Origin of the sequence: Marinobacter sp., assembly GCF_039977835.1 — a bacterium.
GTDB lineage: Bacteria > Pseudomonadota > Gammaproteobacteria > Pseudomonadales > Oleiphilaceae > Marinobacter.
In genome coordinates this window covers 191880-210268 of record NZ_JBDWCL010000072.1, presented here as the reverse complement: position 1 = coordinate 210268, position 18389 = coordinate 191880, and the positions used below count along the sequence as shown (strand labels likewise).

Sequence of the window (18389 nt, the reverse complement as noted above, 5' to 3'; positions counted from 1 at the left end):
CAGAGGTCGGAGACCCATGCACTCAGGGACAAGATTGCTAGCGCTGCTCATAGTGTCGTGTTTTCTTTACGCAGCTCCGGCTCATGCGTTTGTGTTCGGAGATGTGGTGGAGAAAGCCAGAGCCCTGGCAGAAGGAAAATACGAACCGCCACCCGAGGCGCCCGGATTCCTCAAGGATCTGAGTTACCGGGATTATCAGTCCATTCGGTTTAATCCGGAGGCCAGTCTCTGGAGAGAAGGCCTGTCGCTTTTTCGGGTAATGATGGTTCCACCGGGGAATTTTTACACCCACACGGTAAAGCTCAACGAGATTGATGCCACCGGCGTGCGGCCGATCCCCTTTGACAAAACCTCCTACAGCTACCCCGATGACCTCGCCAAAAGGGTCCCGGCCGATCTTGGTCACGCCGGTTTCAAGTTGACGTATCCCCTTGGCGAGAGCACCGAGCAGAATCAGTTTCTGGTTTTCGCCGGAGCCAGTTACCTGCGGGGGGTAGGGGCTGATAACCGCTTCGGGCTGTCGGCAAGAGGTATTGCCCTGAACACAGGCCTTCCTTCCGGCGAGGAGTTTCCGTCCTTTATCGAGTTCTGGCTCGAACGCCCCGGCGGTAGCAGTGACCGTATACGGGTTTACGGATTGCTGAATGGCCCCAGTGTTGCCGGTGCCTATCGTTTCGATATACAACCCGGGCAAACCACACGGATTGATGTCAGTGCAGAACTGTTTTTCCGCACAGGGGTCGAGCAGCCGGGCCTCGCGCCTCTGACCTCCATGTTCTATTACGGCGAGAATACCGGCCAGCCAGCCGGCGAGTGGCGCCCCCAGGTTCACGACTCTGATGGCTTGCTGATTCATGACGCCGGCAGGGGCGAGTGGTTGTGGCGGCCGCTGGTCAACCCCGATCGCCTCAAGCTCAGTTACCTGCAGGTTGATCGCCTGGGGGGCTTCGGGCTGATCCAGAGAGACACGGCTTACCGCCATTTCGAGGATGCGGAGGCGCGCTATGATTTGCGGCCCAGTGCATGGGTATCTCCCCGGCCAGGATGGTCCGGCGGTGAAGTGGTACTGGTGGAGATCCCCACCAACTCGGAAACCAATGACAACATTGTTGCGTTCTGGAAACCTGAGGGAGGCGCGAGCGAGGGAGAACACCGTAAACTGGACTATACCCTCAGTTTTGGTGGAAGTGACATTTCAGGACAGGATCTGGGGCGGGTGAAGAAAACCTTCGTCGGGGATGGTAATCGGCCCGGTGGCGGTAATGTGGAGAACGCCTACCGTATCATCGTAGACTTTGCTGGCGGGCCTCTGGGTGAACTTGAACCCAATGCTCCTGTGGTCAGCAATGTCACTGAAGGGGGCAGTAGTGAAGGGGCTGAAGTCATTGAGCACTTCGTGGAATTCATTGAAGCAGACAACCACTGGCGGCTGTCGATGCTGGTGCGGCCCGGCAGAGGTGCAGATCCGGTTTTTCGCGGTCAGTTGCTCCTCGACGACAAGCCCCTGACGGAAGTCTGGACCTATTCGCTGTCCGAGGCCGCCAGGAATCGACAGGGTGAATCATGACGGGGGCACTGAGCATGCCGGAGGTCCTTTGCCAGCACGCGTTGGAACGTGTGCTGGCGTATCTGGGCGACGATGGCGTTGTGTTGACTGCAGAGGCCTGCAGGCAGGCCCTTCGCCTTGTTGAATCGGCACTCGCAGACGGCGCCGGCCCGGATCTGCCCGCCCGTTGTATCACCAGCATTCCCGAGTACTTTGAGCGACCTCAAGAAATCATTCCGGATGCCGCCCCACCGCTGAAACGCGGGTGCATCGGCTATGAATGACATGGCTGATGCAACAGAGATACTCGCTCGGAGACGTGCCGGCAGCTGGCGCCGGGTAGCGACCGTCAGGCGGCTGCTGATGACCATCTTCGTCGTGGGGCAAACCCTCATCGCTTGCTACTTTCTGCTATGGGTTCTGCCTTATCATGGTGGCACTCTCGTGGAACTGGGGCTGCTCGTCCTCTTTGCCCTGCTATACATGTGGATTGCAGTAGGCTTCTGGACTGCGATCCTGGGATTTGTATTGAGACTTTTTGGTGGAGATCGCCATAGCCTGTTGAAACGGCATCCGGCTGAGGCTCTGGAGAGCACACCGCTGGCAAAAACGGCCATCATCATGCCTGTCTACCATGAGCCCGTGCACTGGACCCTCAGCGGGCTCAAAGCGGTGTATCAGGACCTGGAACGTTCCGGCCACCTGGACCAGTTCGAGTTCCATATTCTTTCGGACAGCCGCGACCCGAATGTGTGGCTCGAAGAGCAGGCCACCTGGCATCGCCTCTGTAAGGAACTGGGGGCAGAAGGTCGGCTGTTCTATCGCCGGCGGCGTGTAAATCTTAACTTCAAGAGTGGCAATGTTGCGGATTTTCTGCGCCGCTGGGGCCGCCGTTACCGCTACATGGTCGTTCTGGACGCGGACAGCCTGCTCAGCGCAGACACCATAGTACGGATGGTGCAACTGATGGAGCATGAACCGAATGTGGGCATACTGCAGACAGCCCCTTCCATCATCAATGGCCAGTCGCTGTTTGCCAGGGTGCAGCAGTTCGCCAACCGCCTGTATTCCACCTTGTTTGCCACCGGGCTGGCCGCCATTCAGATGGGCGACGCCGCGTTCTGGGGCCACAATGCCATTATTCGCATCAAACCCTTTATGGACCACTGCGGCCTGCGCAAACTGCGCGGGTTTGGCCTGTTCCGTGGCCCGATCATGAGCCACGACTTCGTGGAGGCAGCCTACATGGGCCGGGCGGGCTACGAAGTGTGGCTGGAGCCCGCCCTGGGCAACAGTTTTGAGGAGTCGCCGCCCACGTTGTCGGATGAGTTATCCCGTGACAATCGCTGGTCGCGGGGCAACCTCCAGCACCTCTGGATTCTGCTGTTCGGGCGCAGGCTTCGCCTGGCCCACCGGATGGCGTTGCTGAACGGTGTCATGGCCTATCTGGCCTCGCCCCTGTGGCTCGCATTCCTGATTCTTACCACCGTGGAAGCGGTGCAGATGACCGTTGCCAGAATTGATTACTTCCCCGAGGGGCATCAGGGATTGTTCCCGCTGTGGCCGGAGTGGAGACCCGAATGGGCGCTGGGCCTGGCTATAAGTACCTTGTCGCTGCTGTTCATCCCAAAGTTCCTGGCGATTCTGGACGCAGTCATTCACGGCACTTCCAGGCAATTTGGTGGGGTATGGCGGCTCTTTCTCAGCGTGTTGATCGAGATTGCGGTGTCCGTACTGCTCGCCCCGCTACGAATGATGGCTCATAGCCGTTATGTTCTTGGCGCGCTGCTGAATCTGTCACTGACCTGGGCCGGCCAGAACCGCACACAGGAGACATCCTGGCGGGAAGCCTTTCTGACACAGTTTCCCGGAATGGTGGTCGCGGCAGCCTGGTCTACTTTCGCCTGGAGCCTGGACCCCATGTTCTTTCTGTGGTCATTGCCGGTTGCCATTCCGTTGGTGCTGGCGGCGCCGACCTCCGTGTGGTTGAGTCGTGTTGGCGCAGGTCAGGCCCTGCTTGAACGGGGAATGCTTTTAATACCGGAAGAGCGAGAGCCGGTGCGGGTGCTGGAAGATGCCCGTGCTGCCCGGCGCAACAGGGGTAACACGTCCATGCTGAACGCCGTGGAACAAGCGGTGATCCGGCCAAGCCTCAACCGGCTTCATCAGGCTCTGGCGCGAAACATCCGCCTGGCCAGAAGGGCGGAACTGCTGGAGCCCCTGGTAGAGCGTTGTAGTAGCAATGGGCCGGATTCTCTGTCCCGCAGCGAACTCAGCCATTTATTCCGCGACAGGCAGTCAGTGGCGGATCTCCACCGGCTTGCCTGGCAAGCCCCTCCCGACAGCTTCTGGGGCCGGCGTATTACCACGTTAAGCAGAAAAGGCAGAAAACGGAGCACATAACGGAGCACACAATGGACCGAAGGGAATTGATAAAGACGTTCGTTGCACTTGCAGGCATCCAGGCACTGCCCTTGTCTGCGCTGGTTTTCAGCCGGCACGCACAGGCGGATTCGTTTGGGGATGCGCAACCGTTCAGTTATGCCTGGCTTAAGGGCCACGCCAGGGCTCTGGCCGGAAAACCGTGGAAATCGGAGGAAGGGAGCTTGCCAGGCTCCTTGAAACACTTGTCGTGGGACGACTACCAGGCCATTCGTTTTCGGCCGAAGCAGGCTCTCTGGCGGAACGACGATAATGCCTTTCAGGTTCAGCTGTTTCACCTCGGCCTGTATTTCAAGTCGCCGGTACGAATCCACGAGGTCGAGAACGGGCAGGCCCGGGAACTGGCCTACAAGCCGGAGTACTTTAAATACGAAGGAGAGGAGCCTCTCGGCACACTGCCTGAAGACCTTGGCTATGCCGGATTTCGGGTTCACTTCCACACCGATTATGAAAGGGACCTGGTGGCATTTCTTGGAGCCAGCTATTTCCGTGCGGTGGGCTCTGATATGCAATACGGCCTGTCCGCAAGGGGGCTGGCTATCGACACTGGACTGAATCGTGGCGAGGAATTTCCCCAGTTCACCGCGTTCTGGCTGGAAAAGCCGGCGCCGGGCAGCCATCAAATGGTCGTGTATGCGTTGTTGGATTCTCCCAGCACAACAGGCGCTTACGCGTTCACCATGACCCCTGGGCGGAACATGGTAATGAACATAGACGTGGCGCTCTATCCCCGCAAAACCATGGAACGGGTTGGCATGGCGCCCCTGACCAGCATGTATCAGACCGGTGAGAACGATCGTCGGATGGCCTACGACTGGCGGCCGGAAATCCACGATTCTGACGGTCTTGCGATTCATAACGGGCAGGGAGAGTGGATTTGGCGCCCGTTGGTGAACCCGCGATCCGTTCAGGTGAATACGTTTGTCGACAAAAATCCGAGGGGCTTCGGCCTGATCCAGCGCGACCGTGATTTTGACCGTTACCAGGACGACGGTGTGTTCTATGACAAGCGCCCCAGTGCCTGGATAACGCCACACGGGGACTGGGGAAGCGGCAGTGTCATGTTGGTTGAAATTCCCACCAAAGACGAAACCTTCGATAACATTGTCGCGTTCTGGAATCCCGACCAGCCACTGGAACCGGGCAACGAGTATCTGTACTCCTACACACTGAGTTGGGGGGCGCAGCCACCCGAACAGCCTCGTGAGTTGGCGACTGTCCAGGCAACCCGCACTGGTCTTGGTGGCGTGGTTGGTCAAAAAAGAGAGTATTTCTCATGGCGGTTTGCAGTGGATTTCGCAGGCGGTTCCCTGCCTTTGCTGGCCGATGATGCAGAGGTGGAGCCGGTCATTACCGCCAGCCGGGGCCGGGTAGAAATCACCTCGGCCCGTCCGCTGGCCTCCATTGACGGGTACCGGGCGATGTTTGATCTGGTCCCTGACGACTCCCTGGAGCCTATCGACCTGCGGCTGCAGTTGAAGCTGGGTGATCAGGTACTGACGGAAACCTGGCTGTACCAGTACACACCGCCGCCAGAGGGGGAGAGGATGAAGTGATGGAAAAGAACGAAGAGAGAAACGGGGGCGAGTCCTATTTTCGGGGGGTGAATCTGCGCGGTGCGGCGCTTGTCGTTCTGACCTGCATTGTGGGGGTGTATTTCATTTCCTGGGCCCAGGCTGTTCTGCTGCCAGTCGTGGTGGCGATTATCATCAGTTACGCCCTGGACCCTCTGGTGTCCGCACTGGCACGGTTCCGGTTCCCCCGTCCCCTCGGTGCTGCGGTTATATTGACTGTTGTGGTTGCCACCATTGCCGGAGCCAGCATCCCCTTGCACCGGGAAACCATGGCCATGCTTGACAAGGCTCCCCTGGCAATAGAGCAGTTCCAGCGCGGAGAATCGGGCTCGGAGCCCGAAGAAGAAAGCGTTATGGAAAAAGCCCAGACGGTGGCCAAGAAAATTGAGGACAGCACCAGGGAAGAAGAGGAGGAAGAGCCCGGCCAGCCAGAGATAATGCGCGTGAAAGTTGTCGATGACCCGTTCCGGATCAGGGAATTCCTGATGCAGGAGTCCTCAACGATTGTGGTGTTCGTGTCCCAGGGTTTTTCCGCGCTGTTACTGGTGTATTTCATGCTGGCAGCAGGAAGATTGTACAAACGCAAGGCGGTCAAACTGTCCGGCCCTTCTTTTGGCAGCATGCGAAAAACCGCGCGGATCATGAACGAGTTTCATTTCCAGGTGCGGCGCTTTCTGTTTGTGATGTTCCTGTCTGCGTTATTCGTGGGGTTGTTCACCTGGCTGGCGTTTTTCCTGATCGGAGTGGAGCAGGCTATCTTTTGGGGAGTTGTTGCGGGGCTGGCAAGCGCCGTACCTTATCTGGGCCCGTTCCTGGTGTTCATAGGTGCCGGCATGGCGGCGTTCATTCAGTTCGGAGCCCTTGATATGGCGGCTCTCGTCGCTGTTGTGTCACTGGTGATCACCAGCATCCAGGGCAATCTCCTGTTACCCATGCTCACCAGCCGCGTCTCCAGTCTCAACGAAATAGCCATTTTCATTGGGCTGCTGTTCTGGGGCTGGCTCTGGGGGCCGATAGGGCTTGTCATAGCAACGCCACTGCTGATGATCATCAAAACGCTGTGTGACCACGTTGGCAAGCTGAAACCGGTAGGGGAGTTGCTGGGAAAATGAAGCACTCATGTCAACAATGGAGCATTCTTTAGTCGATGGATTGTTGACAATATAATTCCTTAGGCGTAAGTTTCAGGGCATTCCAGTCATTATTGTTGACAATATATGCCCGAAGCCGCCACCCAGACCTACACCCGCGCCGACGAAGCCTTCGATTGTCTGCAAACAGCAATCGTGAAAGGGGATCTTGCTCCTGGTGAGAAAATCGGTGAGGTAGAACTCTGCTCCCGTTTCAACCTCACTCGAGGCCCCCTGAGGGAGGCTCTTGGCCGGCTTGAATCCCGCGGCTTACTGGTTCGCCGGCCCCATGCCGGCGTAAAAGTGGTGTCGGTAAGTGCCGATGAACTCCTGGAGCTATACCGCATCCGCGAAACAATGGAGGGCCTGGCTGCAAGACAGGCGGCCGAAAGGATGACCGATGAGGAAGTAGCTGACCTCCAGGCGACGCTCGACAACCACGAGAAAATGATCGAACAGGCCCAGGGCCAGGCTTACTATCAGGCCGAAGGGGATTACGACTTTCATCACCGCATCGCCACCGGCAGCCGCAATACAAAACTCGCACAAATGCTGCTGGGTGATCTTTACTACATGGTCCGGATGTACCGGTATCGCCTGAGCACTTCCTCCGGCCGCCCTCATATGGCACTGGAAGAGCACCGACGAATCGCAGATGCGATCGCTCAGCGCGATGGCGAGCTGGCGGAGTTCCTGATGAAGCGCCATATCAACGCTGCCCGCAGGAATATAGAGACCAAGATTCACAACGGCAGCCTGACTATATAGGGGGCTGCAGGGGTCTGACCCCTGGGGGTCAGACCCCAAAAATACTGACCAGCTATCAATGTAAACGGGGTCTGACCCCTCGGGGTCAGACCCCAATAATGCTGACAATGTATCAATATACTGGGGTCAGACCCCAAGGGTCAGACCCCGAAGACCAAAAAAGAGGCCACCACCATGTCCAGAAAACCATCCCCGGGCGCCCGTTTCCGCAAAGCCCTGAAAGAGAACCATCCCCTGCAGATCGTGGGCACCATCAACGCCTATACCGCCATGATGGCGGAAAAGGTGGGCCACCAGGCCATCTACCTCTCAGGCGGCGGCGTTGCCAATGCCTCTTACGGCCTTCCGGATCTCGGTATAACATCGATGAACGATGTGGTTGAGGACGTCCGTCGGATCACCGCCGCTACCGACGTGCCTCTGCTGGTCGATATCGACACTGGCTGGGGGGGCGCCTTCAACATCGGCCGCACCATCCGCGAGATGGAACGTGCTGGCGCTGCGGCGGTCCATATTGAAGACCAGGTCGCCCAGAAGCGTTGCGGTCATCGCCCCAACAAGGAAATCGTGTCCCAGGAGGAAATGGTGGACCGCATCAAGGCCGCCGTGGATGCCCGTGAAGACGACGACTTCTTCATCATGGCCCGCACCGACGCCTTCCAGAAAGAAGGCCTGGAAGCGGCCATTGAACGTGCCAAGGCCTGTATTGAAGCCGGTGCCGATGGCATCTTCGCCGAAGCCGTCACCGAACTGGAACACTACAAGGCCTTCTCGGAGGCGCTGGACGTACCGATCCTGGCGAACATTACCGAGTTCGGCGCCACGCCCCTGTACAACCGCAAGGAGCTTGCCGAGGCCGGCGCCGGTATGGTGTTGTATCCGTTGAGCGCCTTCCGCGCCATGAACAAAGCCGCGCTGACGGTGTATGAGAACATCCTGGAAAAGGGTGACCAGAAAGACGTGGTTGATCTCATGCAAACGCGGATGGAACTGTATGACTTCCTGAACTACCACGATTTTGAGCAGAAGCTCGACGAGCTGTTCCAGCAAAAGAAAGGGTAATCCGACATCCGAAACAAAATGAGGGAGAAACACCATGGCTGAAGCAAAAAAACTCGGAGGGGCGGGTCTTCGCGGACAGGTTGCCGGTGAAACTGCGCTGTGTACCGTTGGCAAGAGCGGCGCTGGCCTGACGTATCGCGGCTATGACATCGCCGATCTGGCCGAAAAAGCCCAGTTTGAAGAAATCGCTTACCTGTTGCTGCGTGGCAAGTTGCCTAACCGTCAGGAGCTGGACGGCTACGTCAAGAAACTGCAAAGCATGCGTGGCCTGCCATATGCCCTGAAAACCGTACTGGAACACATTCCCAAGGACGCTCATCCAATGGATGTTATGCGCACGGGCTGTTCCATGCTGGGCAACCTGGAGACCGAGCAGGATTTCAGCGAACAGGATGACAAGATCGACCGCATGCTGGCGGTTTTTCCGTCCATCATCACTTACTGGTACCGCTTCGCCCACGAAGGAGTGCGTATCGAGACCGAGAGCGATGTGGACTCCATTGGCGGGCACTTCCTGGAGCTGCTGCATGGCAAGAAGCCCAGTGAGCTGCATGAACGCGTCATGAATGTGTCTCTCATTCTGTATGCGGAGCACGAGTTCAACGCTTCGACCTTTACCGCCCGGGTCTGTGCTTCCACGCTTTCCGATATTCACAGCTGCGTAACCGGTGCCATTGGCACCCTGCGTGGCCCGCTGCACGGCGGTGCCAATGAGGCAGCCATGGAACTGATCCAGCGCTTCAAGACCCCCGACGAAGCCGAAGAAGGCCTGATGGGCATGCTCGAGCGCAAGGAAAAAATCATGGGCTTCGGCCACGCCATCTACAAGGAGTCTGACCCACGCAACGCCATTATCAAGCAGTGGTCGAAGAAACTGGCGGGCGAAGTGGGCGATACCGTGTTGTACCCGGTTTCAGAGCGCTGCGAAGAGGTCATGTGGCGTGAGAAGAAGCTATTCTGTAATGCCGATTTCTTCCATGCCTCCGCCTACCACTTCATGGGCATTCCGACCGAACTGTTCACACCCATCTTTGTGATGTCCCGGGTCTCCGGCTGGACTGCCCACGTGAAAGAGCAGCGTGAGAACAACCGCATTATCCGCCCCAGCGCCGACTACACTGGCCCGGCGGATGCGAAATGGGTACCGATTGAGGAGCGCCCATGAACACCGAGTACCGCAAACCCCTCCCGGGCACCGACCTGGATTATTTCGATACCCGCCAGGCTGTGGAAGACATCCAGCCCGGCGCCTATGACAAGCTCCCGTATACCTCCAGAATCCTGGCGGAACAACTCGTTCGCCGCTGCGATCCCGAGGTACTGACGGATTCCCTGAAACAGCTGATTGAGCGTAAACGCGACCTGGACTTCCCCTGGTATCCGGCCCGTGTGGTCTGTCACGACATCCTGGGCCAGACCGCCCTGGTAGACCTCGCCGGCCTGCGTGACGCCATTAAAGAGAAGGGAGGAGATCCCGCCAAGGTCAATCCCGTGGTCCCAACCCAACTGATCGTGGATCACTCCCTGGCTGTGGAACACGCAGGTTTCGAGAAAGACGCCTTCGAGAAAAACCGCCAGGTTGAAGACCGCCGCAACGATGACCGTTTCCACTTCATCAACTGGACGAAAACCGCGTTCAAGAACGTGGACGTTATCCCTCCGGGCAACGGCATCATGCACCAGATCAACCTGGAAAAAATGTCGCCGGTGGTTCAGAGCCGCCCGGACGGTGAAGGGAAAAACGTTGCCTTCCCGGACACCTGTGTAGGCACCGACAGCCACACGCCAATGGTCGACGCGCTGGGTGTAATCTCCGTTGGTGTGGGTGGCCTGGAAGCCGAGAGCGTTATGCTGGGGCGGGCCTCCATGATGCGCCTGCCGGACATCGTCGGTGTGGAACTGACTGGTAAACTTCAGCCGGGCATTACCAGTACCGATATGGTTCTGGCGATCACCGAGTTCCTGCGCAAGGAACGGGTGGTGGGCGCCTATCTGGAATTCTACGGCGAAGGCGCCGACAGCCTGAGCGTCGGGGACCGTGCCACCATTTCCAACATGACACCGGAATACGGCGCCACGGCGGCGATGTTCTACATCGACGGCCAGACCATTGATTACCTGAAGCTGACCGGTCGCGAAGATGATCAGGTGGCCCTGGTTGAAACCTACGCGAAGGAAACCGGCCTGTGGGCCGAGAGCATGAAAGCCGCCGAGTACGAGCGGGTGCTGAAGTTTGACCTGTCACAGGTTAATCGTACTCTGGCCGGCCCATCCAACCCCCATGCCCACCTGCCCACCTCCGAGCTGGCTTCGCGCGGTATCGCCGGAAAATGGGAACAGGAAGAGGGCAAAATGCCGGACGGTGCCTGCATCATCGCCGCCATCACCAGCTGCACCAACACCAGCAACCCCCGCAACATGGTGGCAGCAGGCCTGATCGCCCGCAACGCCAACAAACTGGGCCTGACCCGGAAGCCCTGGGTGAAAACCTCCCTGGCACCGGGCTCCAAAACGGTAAAAATGTATCTGGAAGAAGCCAACCTGATGTCCGAGCTGGAAGAACTCGGCTTCGGCGTGGTGGCGTTTGCGTGCACCACCTGCAACGGCATGAGCGGCGCGCTGGACCCGAAAATCCAGAAGGAAATTATCGACCGGGATCTGTATTCCACCGCCGTGCTCTCCGGTAACCGGAATTTCGACGGCCGGATCCACCCCTACGCCAAGCAGGCGTTTCTGGCCTCACCGCCACTGGTGGTGGCGTACGCTATTGCCGGCACCATCCGCTTCGACATCGAAAAAGATGCGCTGGGCTACGATAAAGACGGTAACCCCGTTACCCTGAAGGACATCTGGCCGGATGATGCGGAAATTGATGCCATCGTAAAGGCCAGCGTCAAGCCCGAGCAGTTCCGCAGCACTTATATTCCGATGTTCGACATCACCCGGGATGCCCAGGCCAACACCAATCCTAACTATGATTGGCGGCCCCAGAGCACCTATATCCGCCGCCCGCCCTACTGGGAAGGCGGTATGGTCGGTGAGAAAACTCTCAAGGGCATGCGCCCGCTGGCTGTTTTGCCGGACAACATCACCACCGATCACCTGTCGCCGTCCAACGCCATACTGATGGACAGCGCAGCGGGTGAATACCTGCACAAAATGGGCGTGCCAGAGGAGGACTTCAACTCCTACGCCACCCATCGCGGAGATCACCTGACTGCACAACGCGCCACCTTTGCCAATCCGAAACTGTTCAATGAAATGGTCCGGGATGAAAGCGGCAACGTGAAGCAGGGCTCTCTGGCGCGGATTGAGCCGGAAGGTAAAGTCACCCGCATGTGGGAAGCCATTGAAACCTACATGGAGCGCAAACAGCCGCTGATCATCATCGCCGGCGCCGACTACGGTCAGGGTTCCTCCCGTGACTGGGCAGCCAAAGGTGTAGCATTGGCCGGCGTGGAGGCCATCGTGGCCGAAGGGTTTGAGCGCATCCACCGCACCAATCTGGTGGGCATGGGCGTGATGCCGTTGCAATTCGAGGAAGGCACCACCCGTAAAACCCTCGCTATCGATGGCACCGAAACCTACGACGTGGAAGGCACAGCTGCGCCCCGCGCCGAACTTACCCTGGTCATCCACCGCAAAAACGGCAGCACCGAGCGTGTGCCGGTGATTTGCCGGCTGGATACCGCGGAAGAGGTGTCCATCTACAGTGCCGGTGGGGTGTTGCAGCGGTTTGCAGAAGACTTCCTTCAATCGGAGGGGGCGGCGTGACGTATACTCCTCAGATCAGAATCCCCGCCACCTACATGCGTGGTGGCACATCAAAGGGCGTCTTCTTCCGCCTGCAGGACCTGCCAGAGGCCGCACAAATGCCAGGCGAAGCCAGGGACAGGCTCCTGCTCCGGGTCATCGGCAGCCCGGACCCATACCAGAAGCAGATCGACGGCATGGGCGGCGCCACGTCAAGTACCAGCAAAACCGTCATCCTGGCGGCGCCGACGCAGCCAGACCATGATGTGGATTACCTGTTCGGCCAGGTGTCCATCGACAAACCCTTCGTCGACTGGAGCGGCAACTGTGGCAACCTGACCGCTGCCGTAGGCGCCTTCGCCATTAACGGTGGCTTTGTGGCCCGCGACCGGATTCCGGAAAACGGCACCGCCACCGTTCGGATCTGGCAGGCCAACATCCGGAAAACCATCGTAGCCCGCATTCCCATCACCAACGGGGAAGTGCAGGAAACCGGTGATTTTGAACTGGACGGTGTTACCTTCCCGGCTGCTGAAGTGCAGGTGGAGTTCATGGACCCGGCCGACGGTGGAGGTGCCATGTTCCCCACCGGCAATCTGGTGGATAACCTGGAGGTGCCCGGCATAGGGGCCTTAAAGGCCACCATGATCAATGCCGGCATACCGACCATCTTCCTTAATGCGGAAGACATCGGGTACAAGGGAACCGAATTGCAGGACGACATCAACAGTAACCCCGAAGCCCTGGCGATGTTTGAAACCATCCGCGCCCACGGTGCTTTAAAGATGGGAGTGATCCAACAGGTGGAGGAAGCTGCCAGCCGCCAACATACCCCCAAGGTCGCCTTCGTAGCGAAGCCTTCGGAGTACGTCTCGTCGAGTGGCAAAACCATCGGGGCAGGGGATGTCGACGTTCTTGTGCGCGCCCTCTCCATGGGCAAGCTCCATCACGCCATGATGGGCACCGCCGCCGTTGCCATAGCGACTGCTGCAGCTGTGCCGGGAACGCTGGTGAACCAGGCAGCCGGTGGTGGCGACCGCACCTCAGTGACGTTCGGCCATCCCTCCGGCACCTTGCAGGTAGGGGCGGAAGCCGCCCAGGTAAATGGCCAGTGGACCGCCACAAAGGCCATCATGAGCCGCAGTGCGCGGGTACTTATGGAAGGCTGGGTGAGGGTGCCAGGGGATTCGTTCGTGTCGCAGAAATCGGTGTGAAGAATGTGTCGGATTACGGCCCTTCGAGCGTAATCCGACAACCGTACGTTAAGCCTTGCTAATACGGCGACGCATCCCAAGACCCAGGAGGCCCAGCCCCATCAGAGCCAGGGAACCAGGCTCAGGAACCGGGTTCGGGTCTACCGGGGTAATAGGGCTTCCACCGGCGAAGTCGTTGTTGTCCGTGTCCGAAAGGAAACTGAACATGCCTGAGAAGACGCTGCCACCAAAGTCGATGGACAGGGTAGTGAACAGGTCCTCGTAGAACACGCCATCCACAGCAAGTTTGTCAGAGTATTCGACATTCACCGTCATGTCGTCTGTCAGGTCGCCAGAGTTTGCCACGGAGAATGCTTTACCCTGAAAAGAATCCGGGGACAGAAAATCGCCACCAACAATATCAAAGAGCGTATTGCCCGGGCGGCCATTCAGCAAAATGCTGGTTATGCTCTGGTCCGTTGTGTAGGTGAATGGCGAGTTGAAGGTGTCGCCATCGACAGAAAGGCTCCAGCCACTGCCTACCGCTTCTCCATAACTGGATGAGCCAACCGTGCCGTCGAATGCGATGGTTTCGCAGACGGCGCTGGCAAAGCAGGTGGTGACCTCCATTCCGGTCATTCCCGAGCCCTGGGTCTGGAACCCGGTCAGAGCACCTGTATTGTAGAGGTCACCGTCAGTATTATTTACGTTGACGATGGGCGCTGCGTAAACGTTGCCAGCCACTGCCAGGGCCAGTCCCAGGCCCGCAAACAGGTTGTTGTTTAATCCTTTCACCTTTCGTTCTCCTTGGTTTTCGTAGATTTCCGTATGTTTTGCGTATCAGCTTACTTCAGCGATAGGCGATTCGCTTTTAGCAAAAAAAGCACCAGCCAAGTAACATTCCATATAAAACAACTAATTAACTATTTTACAGTTCAAGGTGTAACGGAAATGAAACAGTGAGTGTATAAAAACCCAACACTTTCAAATACCGACTTACTACATTCTCGTTCTTTCTGCCGGCGTCAGTATAATTTACGCACTTACGGGGCAGCCTTTTGTTTAAAGACGTTTCCAGCATGTCTTTAATTACGAAATAACGATAAACCAACCAGCCAAAGCGCTTCCGTATCGGACTTTCCCCGCTTAAATGCATCGTGGTAAAACACATGGCGCCTAACACGATATATATGTGCTTGTTTAGCTGTCGAATATGCTTACACCTGACATGATTGTTTAATTGGTGTTTAAAAGTAATTCGTTGAAATAAAAAGAGTTTAAATAACTGGTATGGATGATGCACTCTCACAGTAGACCGCTGGCGTGTGTACTTGAACTCAAGTCGCCAGTGTCCATAATCAAGGAGGAGTAAAACCTATGAATACTGCACTCAAAAGAACCCTTTTAGCATCGCTCGTCGTGCCATTCGCGCTGGGTGCGCAGTCTGCAAGTGCCCAGATGATCACAGACTGGGGCTATGAGGTTAACAGCTCATTCTCCAACTGGACTGGTACCGGCGGAGATGGCAGCATTACAGCCTCTGACTCAGACAGCACGCTCTCATGGGGTGTTTCTGGTCCGCAGTCATCGGTTTCAATCACTAGTAATGTCTCTGCCCCGAATGGCCTGATGACCAACCAAGGCTATGTGGACGGTGGTACCTTCACCCACACCAACAATACGCTCCCTGCCAGAGGTAATGCACTGGCGAGCTTCGATCTGACGTCGACGTTGACGCTGACACCAGCTGACCCGGCCGGCGATCCTCTGCCTTCGGAATCTCGTACCTTCCAGAGCTTCTTCAATGAAACTCTGAACGATGGTAACTGTTTCAGCGGATCAGTCTCCAACTGCGATGACATTTTCACCATTGATAACATTGATGATCTGGGTCTCGTGGAAACGGATGACGGCTTCGAGTTCGCCTCACCGTCGTTCACCATCGGTGACTACAGCTACACTGTCTTCCTTGAACTGGCTGGTCTGGGCTACCTCGGAGAGGACGCGTGTACAGAAGCGGGTGCTTCCGCTACCTGTATTGGCCTGATCACTCAAGAGGGCCAGGTGAGCGATTTCGATACCCGGTTCCGTATCACGGCTACCGAAGTGCCTGAGCCAGGCACCCTCGCATTGCTGGGCCTGGGCCTCGCAGGGCTTGGTCTGTCACGCAGGAAGAAAGCAGCAAAAGCATAACGTTTTAGAAATTCTGACGTTTAGCTGAAAGTGCTTTTAAAAGAAAACCCCCGCCATATGGCGGGGGTTTTTGTCGTTCTGGGGCTTTCCCTTTGCAAAAAAAGCTGAAGGCAGTTCAGATCTGCCCGGGCGCAGCTTCAGGCAACCTCTCTTTCGTTCACCTTATACTTTGTATCCGGTTTTGCCGGCAGGTATCGGCCATTGTCAGTGATCAGCGACCATACATCCGGACGACGCTGCCTGATGCCCTCAATCAGCGATGCTGCCTCGGTGAAAGCAGGCCGGCGGCGGCCATGGTACTCCATGACGGGCCCTACATGATCGAATTCCACCCCGAACCGCTTGAGCAGGCGCAGCTGTGCGGGCTCCATGACCGCCATCCAGTGAGTTATGCCATGTCTGACCGACATCTGCAGGATAGCGGAGAAAAGCCCAAGGCTGATATAGGGCATGGCGCGTTTGCCGTTTTCCGCATCGGTGTAGCAGGTGAAATCGCTGATGCCTGTGGCAGACAGGTCCTCGTTGAGTCGCCGCCTGAATTCCCGGCTCACTGACATCCGGGATATTTCTGCGATCTGCTCCCGCCGTGCGCCTGCAAAGGCCTTCTGTGCACTCTGGTCCATGCGGGGGAGGCAGGGGCGTTCCATGGGGAAGTCGCTTTGTTCCGGGTTATCCCCTGCCATAACGAGACGAACGGCGGCTACGCTGTCTCCTGTTATTCTGTGCCGGATCAGTGCATGAGCGGACTGCGGGTCGTAGGAATCATGCTCCCGTTTGTCGGCAAAGCAGTTGGGGTCTTCGAAAGGCCGATCAATGCAATAAACCTGGTATCGGACTGCGAAGACTTCGTTAATGGTCTCTGGAGACGTCGCCAACTGGACATTGAAGACCGAGTTGAAAATCGTACTGACGTCTTCCTGAGCCTGGTTGTTTTTTGTTTTTTCTGTGTCGTGTTGAAGTGCAAACCCTGTGTGCATTTCTATATCCTCATTCTGTCCCATTCAGGGAGCTGTTAGGGCGATAGTCGCAGTGGAAAAAAAGCACCGTCAGAACCGCAACGGACGGTGTACTACGGGTGTATCGAGGTTACAGCTCATCAGACCTCGGAACGCTTTATCCTGGGCACATAACGTCCGGGCGCCAGGATGAAGTTTGGGTCGACTGCCGCTTTCAGCTGGCTGGCAAGCCTGGAGAAAGCAGAGCCGTTGGTATTCAGTATTCCCATCGCGTCGACGTTGAGGCGGTAGGGGAGGAACCCTTCCTTTTGTCCCTCGGTTACCAGAGCGCGATAGCAGTCATTGGCCCGTGCTGTCGCATCGGCATTCCCGCGATCGAAAAGCAGGGGAACCGTGGAGTCGAAACAGCGGTCATTTACGGTGGTCAATGTGATCAACGGATTGATGCCGTACTGGGGGCAAACTCTTTCAATCATGTCGACATAACGGCGAACGTCGTTACCACGTATCGGAACCAGTGGCGCGAACCATATGAGACCACAGCCATCGCGTGCGGGGTTTTTTGCTTGTCCGGGCGCGGGTAGTTCTCCAGAGCGCCAATAGGCCAGCGACAGTGCAACATCGTTGGGCCTGCCGTGCATGATCTCCAGCGCTCCCGAGAGCGTATTCGCCATCCCTTTAACCCGTGTAGCCAGCCTGCCGGGCAGTAAGCGGGCAACATTGCGGACTGTGTCTACTTTCCGCTGGTTAATAAAGATGAGGCGGTCCGTCACTGGGCCAAGAAGCCGTCGCAGCGTGCGTCGGGCCGCGCGGGCCACCTCTTTCGAGGCATAAATGGCACCAACGCCGCTCCAGGCCGGAACACCATGGCTGTCGGCCATGCGCTCTACGTCATGGGCGGGAAGAACACCGTTAACAGCCTTGTCTTCAGGAAAGGGCGTCATCATCGAGAGCATGCGCTGGCTGTTGAGCAGATTGATCGCCACGACTGAACCGCCCAGTGCCCGTAACACGGCCCTGACGGTAGGCACCAGTGCTTCCAGTTTCGCATCGTCTTTTGTGGAGAAGAAAAAGGCCGTTACAGTCTCGGGAACCGGCGCAAGTGCGATGGTCATATTCACGACCACACCGAAATTCCCCTGGCTGAACAGCCCATCCAGATAAGGGCCCAGCCCCCATTTGAAAAGGCCGTCCACTTCTCCTGCACCAAGTTCACTGAGAGGCGTCTGGTAGCGGGTACCGTCGGGCAGTATGGCTTCGATTTTTGTCACCGCCGCAAAATGGTCAGTGATGGGTGTAATGCCATATCCCCGTTCAAGTGCATTACCAAGAATGCTGCAGGTGGGGCCCGCACCGGTTACCGGAACAAGATAATTGCCCTCATGCCGGTCGAGAAAATCTCGCAGCGCACCCTGGGTTACGCCAGGTTCAACAGTGATAACACCCATTTCAGGATCAAAGCCGGAAATACGATCAAGCCGGCTCAGGTCAAGAATAACGCAGTCGTTCTCGACAGGATTGGCGCTGCCGTAGCCCCAGTTATTGCCGGTACTTACGGGGTAGACTGCAACCTCCCACCGTTGCGCGACCCGCAGAACTTCCGCTACCTGGTCCTGGTTCTCCGGCCGAAGTACGGCGGGAATAGAGCGGGTGGCTCCAGTTGTAGAGGCACCAAAATTTTCAGTACCAGCAGCCACTACTCCCGATTCACCAAGAATAGTGACCCATTCGGCAATTGCAGACTCGGTAAAGGTGCTGTTCACTGGCGGTTC

At 57.2% G+C, this 18389-nt stretch carries 14 protein-coding genes; 11 read left to right on the top strand and 3 right to left on the bottom strand.

The genetic code is table 11. The features are described from left to right. Positions 1–16 precede the first annotated feature (16 nt). From ABJM11_RS21580 to prpF, 10 genes are all read left to right on the top strand, one after another. Positions 17–1567, top strand: a complete 1551-nt coding sequence (locus ABJM11_RS21580; RefSeq protein ID WP_348295421.1) for a glucan biosynthesis protein G — start codon at positions 17–19, stop codon at positions 1565–1567. Next, the gene (locus ABJM11_RS21575; protein ID WP_348295420.1) at positions 1564–1830 is read left to right on the top strand and encodes a hypothetical protein; all 267 of its coding nucleotides are present in this window, start codon (positions 1564–1566) and stop codon (positions 1828–1830) included. The genes ABJM11_RS21580 and ABJM11_RS21575 overlap by 4 nt, the downstream gene beginning before the upstream one ends. A gap of 1 nt (position 1831) precedes the next feature. Further along, complete coding sequence (gene mdoH / locus ABJM11_RS21570) at positions 1832–3949, top strand: glucans biosynthesis glucosyltransferase MdoH (RefSeq protein ID WP_348295419.1); 2118 nt, start codon at positions 1832–1834, stop codon at positions 3947–3949. Between the two features lie 11 nt (positions 3950–3960). Then, positions 3961–5544 carry a glucan biosynthesis protein gene (locus ABJM11_RS21565; RefSeq protein ID WP_348295418.1) on the top strand — a complete coding sequence of 528 codons (1584 nt, stop codon included), beginning with the start codon at positions 3961–3963 and terminating at the stop codon, positions 5542–5544. Beyond that, a complete protein-coding gene (locus ABJM11_RS21560) occupies positions 5544–6674 on the top strand; it encodes an AI-2E family transporter (RefSeq protein ID WP_348295417.1) in 1131 nt (376 codons plus the stop codon). Before ABJM11_RS21565 ends, ABJM11_RS21560 begins: the two co-directional genes overlap by 1 nt. Positions 6675–6779: 105 nt before the next feature. After that, positions 6780–7460, top strand: a complete 681-nt coding sequence (locus ABJM11_RS21555) for a GntR family transcriptional regulator (RefSeq protein ID WP_348295416.1) — start codon at positions 6780–6782, stop codon at positions 7458–7460. A 174-nt stretch (positions 7461–7634) separates the two neighbouring features. Next, positions 7635–8522 carry a methylisocitrate lyase gene (gene prpB / locus ABJM11_RS21550; protein WP_348295415.1) on the top strand — a complete coding sequence of 296 codons (888 nt, stop codon included), beginning with the start codon at positions 7635–7637 and terminating at the stop codon, positions 8520–8522. A gap of 34 nt (positions 8523–8556) precedes the next feature. Next, the gene (gene prpC / locus ABJM11_RS21545) at positions 8557–9687 is read left to right on the top strand and encodes a 2-methylcitrate synthase (protein WP_348295414.1); all 1131 of its coding nucleotides are present in this window, start codon (positions 8557–8559) and stop codon (positions 9685–9687) included. Further along, the gene (gene acnD, locus ABJM11_RS21540) at positions 9684–12296 is read left to right on the top strand and encodes a Fe/S-dependent 2-methylisocitrate dehydratase AcnD (protein WP_348295413.1); all 2613 of its coding nucleotides are present in this window, start codon (positions 9684–9686) and stop codon (positions 12294–12296) included. Before prpC ends, acnD begins: the two co-directional genes overlap by 4 nt. After that, the gene (prpF, locus tag ABJM11_RS21535) at positions 12293–13489 is read left to right on the top strand and encodes a 2-methylaconitate cis-trans isomerase PrpF (RefSeq protein WP_348295412.1); all 1197 of its coding nucleotides are present in this window, start codon (positions 12293–12295) and stop codon (positions 13487–13489) included. The genes acnD and prpF overlap by 4 nt, the downstream gene beginning before the upstream one ends. Before the next feature lie 48 nt (positions 13490–13537). Here the strand turns inward: prpF and ABJM11_RS21530 are convergent, their stop codons facing one another. Next, entirely contained in the window at positions 13538–14263 is a 726-nt protein-coding gene (locus ABJM11_RS21530) for a PEP-CTERM sorting domain-containing protein (RefSeq protein WP_348295411.1), read from the bottom strand. A 582-nt stretch (positions 14264–14845) separates the two neighbouring features. On the opposite strand from ABJM11_RS21530, the gene ABJM11_RS21525 reads away from it, so the two are divergent. After that, a complete protein-coding gene (locus ABJM11_RS21525; RefSeq protein WP_348295410.1) occupies positions 14846–15661 on the top strand; it encodes a THxN family PEP-CTERM protein in 816 nt (271 codons plus the stop codon). Positions 15662–15798: 137 nt separating this feature from the next. Here the strand turns inward: ABJM11_RS21525 and ABJM11_RS21520 are convergent, their stop codons facing one another. Next, positions 15799–16638, bottom strand: a complete 840-nt coding sequence (locus tag ABJM11_RS21520; protein WP_348295409.1) for a PEP-CTERM/exosortase system-associated acyltransferase — start codon at positions 16636–16638, stop codon at positions 15799–15801. A 119-nt stretch (positions 16639–16757) separates the two neighbouring features. Beyond that, complete coding sequence (locus ABJM11_RS21515) at positions 16758–18380, bottom strand: FAD-binding oxidoreductase (protein WP_348295408.1); 1623 nt, start codon at positions 18378–18380, stop codon at positions 16758–16760. Positions 18381–18389 lie beyond the last annotated feature (9 nt).

What these genes read in the sequence shown, in the direction of transcription:
- ABJM11_RS21580 (WP_348295421.1), top strand. Translation starts at nt 17, where the DNA reads ATGCACTCAGGGACAAGATTGCTAGCGCTGCTCATAGTGTCGTGTTTT.
- ABJM11_RS21575 (WP_348295420.1), top strand. Translation starts at nt 1,564, where the DNA reads ATGACGGGGGCACTGAGCATGCCGGAGGTCCTTTGCCAGCACGCGTTG.
- mdoH (WP_348295419.1), top strand. Translation starts at nt 1,832, where the DNA reads ATGGCTGATGCAACAGAGATACTCGCTCGGAGACGTGCCGGCAGCTGG.
- ABJM11_RS21565 (WP_348295418.1), top strand. Translation starts at nt 3,961, where the DNA reads ATGGACCGAAGGGAATTGATAAAGACGTTCGTTGCACTTGCAGGCATC.
- ABJM11_RS21560 (WP_348295417.1), top strand. Translation starts at nt 5,544, where the DNA reads ATGGAAAAGAACGAAGAGAGAAACGGGGGCGAGTCCTATTTTCGGGGG.
- ABJM11_RS21555 (WP_348295416.1), top strand. Translation starts at nt 6,780, where the DNA reads ATGCCCGAAGCCGCCACCCAGACCTACACCCGCGCCGACGAAGCCTTC.
- prpB (WP_348295415.1), top strand. Translation starts at nt 7,635, where the DNA reads ATGTCCAGAAAACCATCCCCGGGCGCCCGTTTCCGCAAAGCCCTGAAA.
- prpC (WP_348295414.1), top strand. Translation starts at nt 8,557, where the DNA reads ATGGCTGAAGCAAAAAAACTCGGAGGGGCGGGTCTTCGCGGACAGGTT.
- acnD (WP_348295413.1), top strand. Translation starts at nt 9,684, where the DNA reads ATGAACACCGAGTACCGCAAACCCCTCCCGGGCACCGACCTGGATTAT.
- ABJM11_RS21525 (WP_348295410.1), top strand. Translation starts at nt 14,846, where the DNA reads ATGAATACTGCACTCAAAAGAACCCTTTTAGCATCGCTCGTCGTGCCA.
- ABJM11_RS21520 (WP_348295409.1), bottom strand. Translation starts at nt 16,638, where the DNA reads ATGCACACAGGGTTTGCACTTCAACACGACACAGAAAAAACAAAAAAC.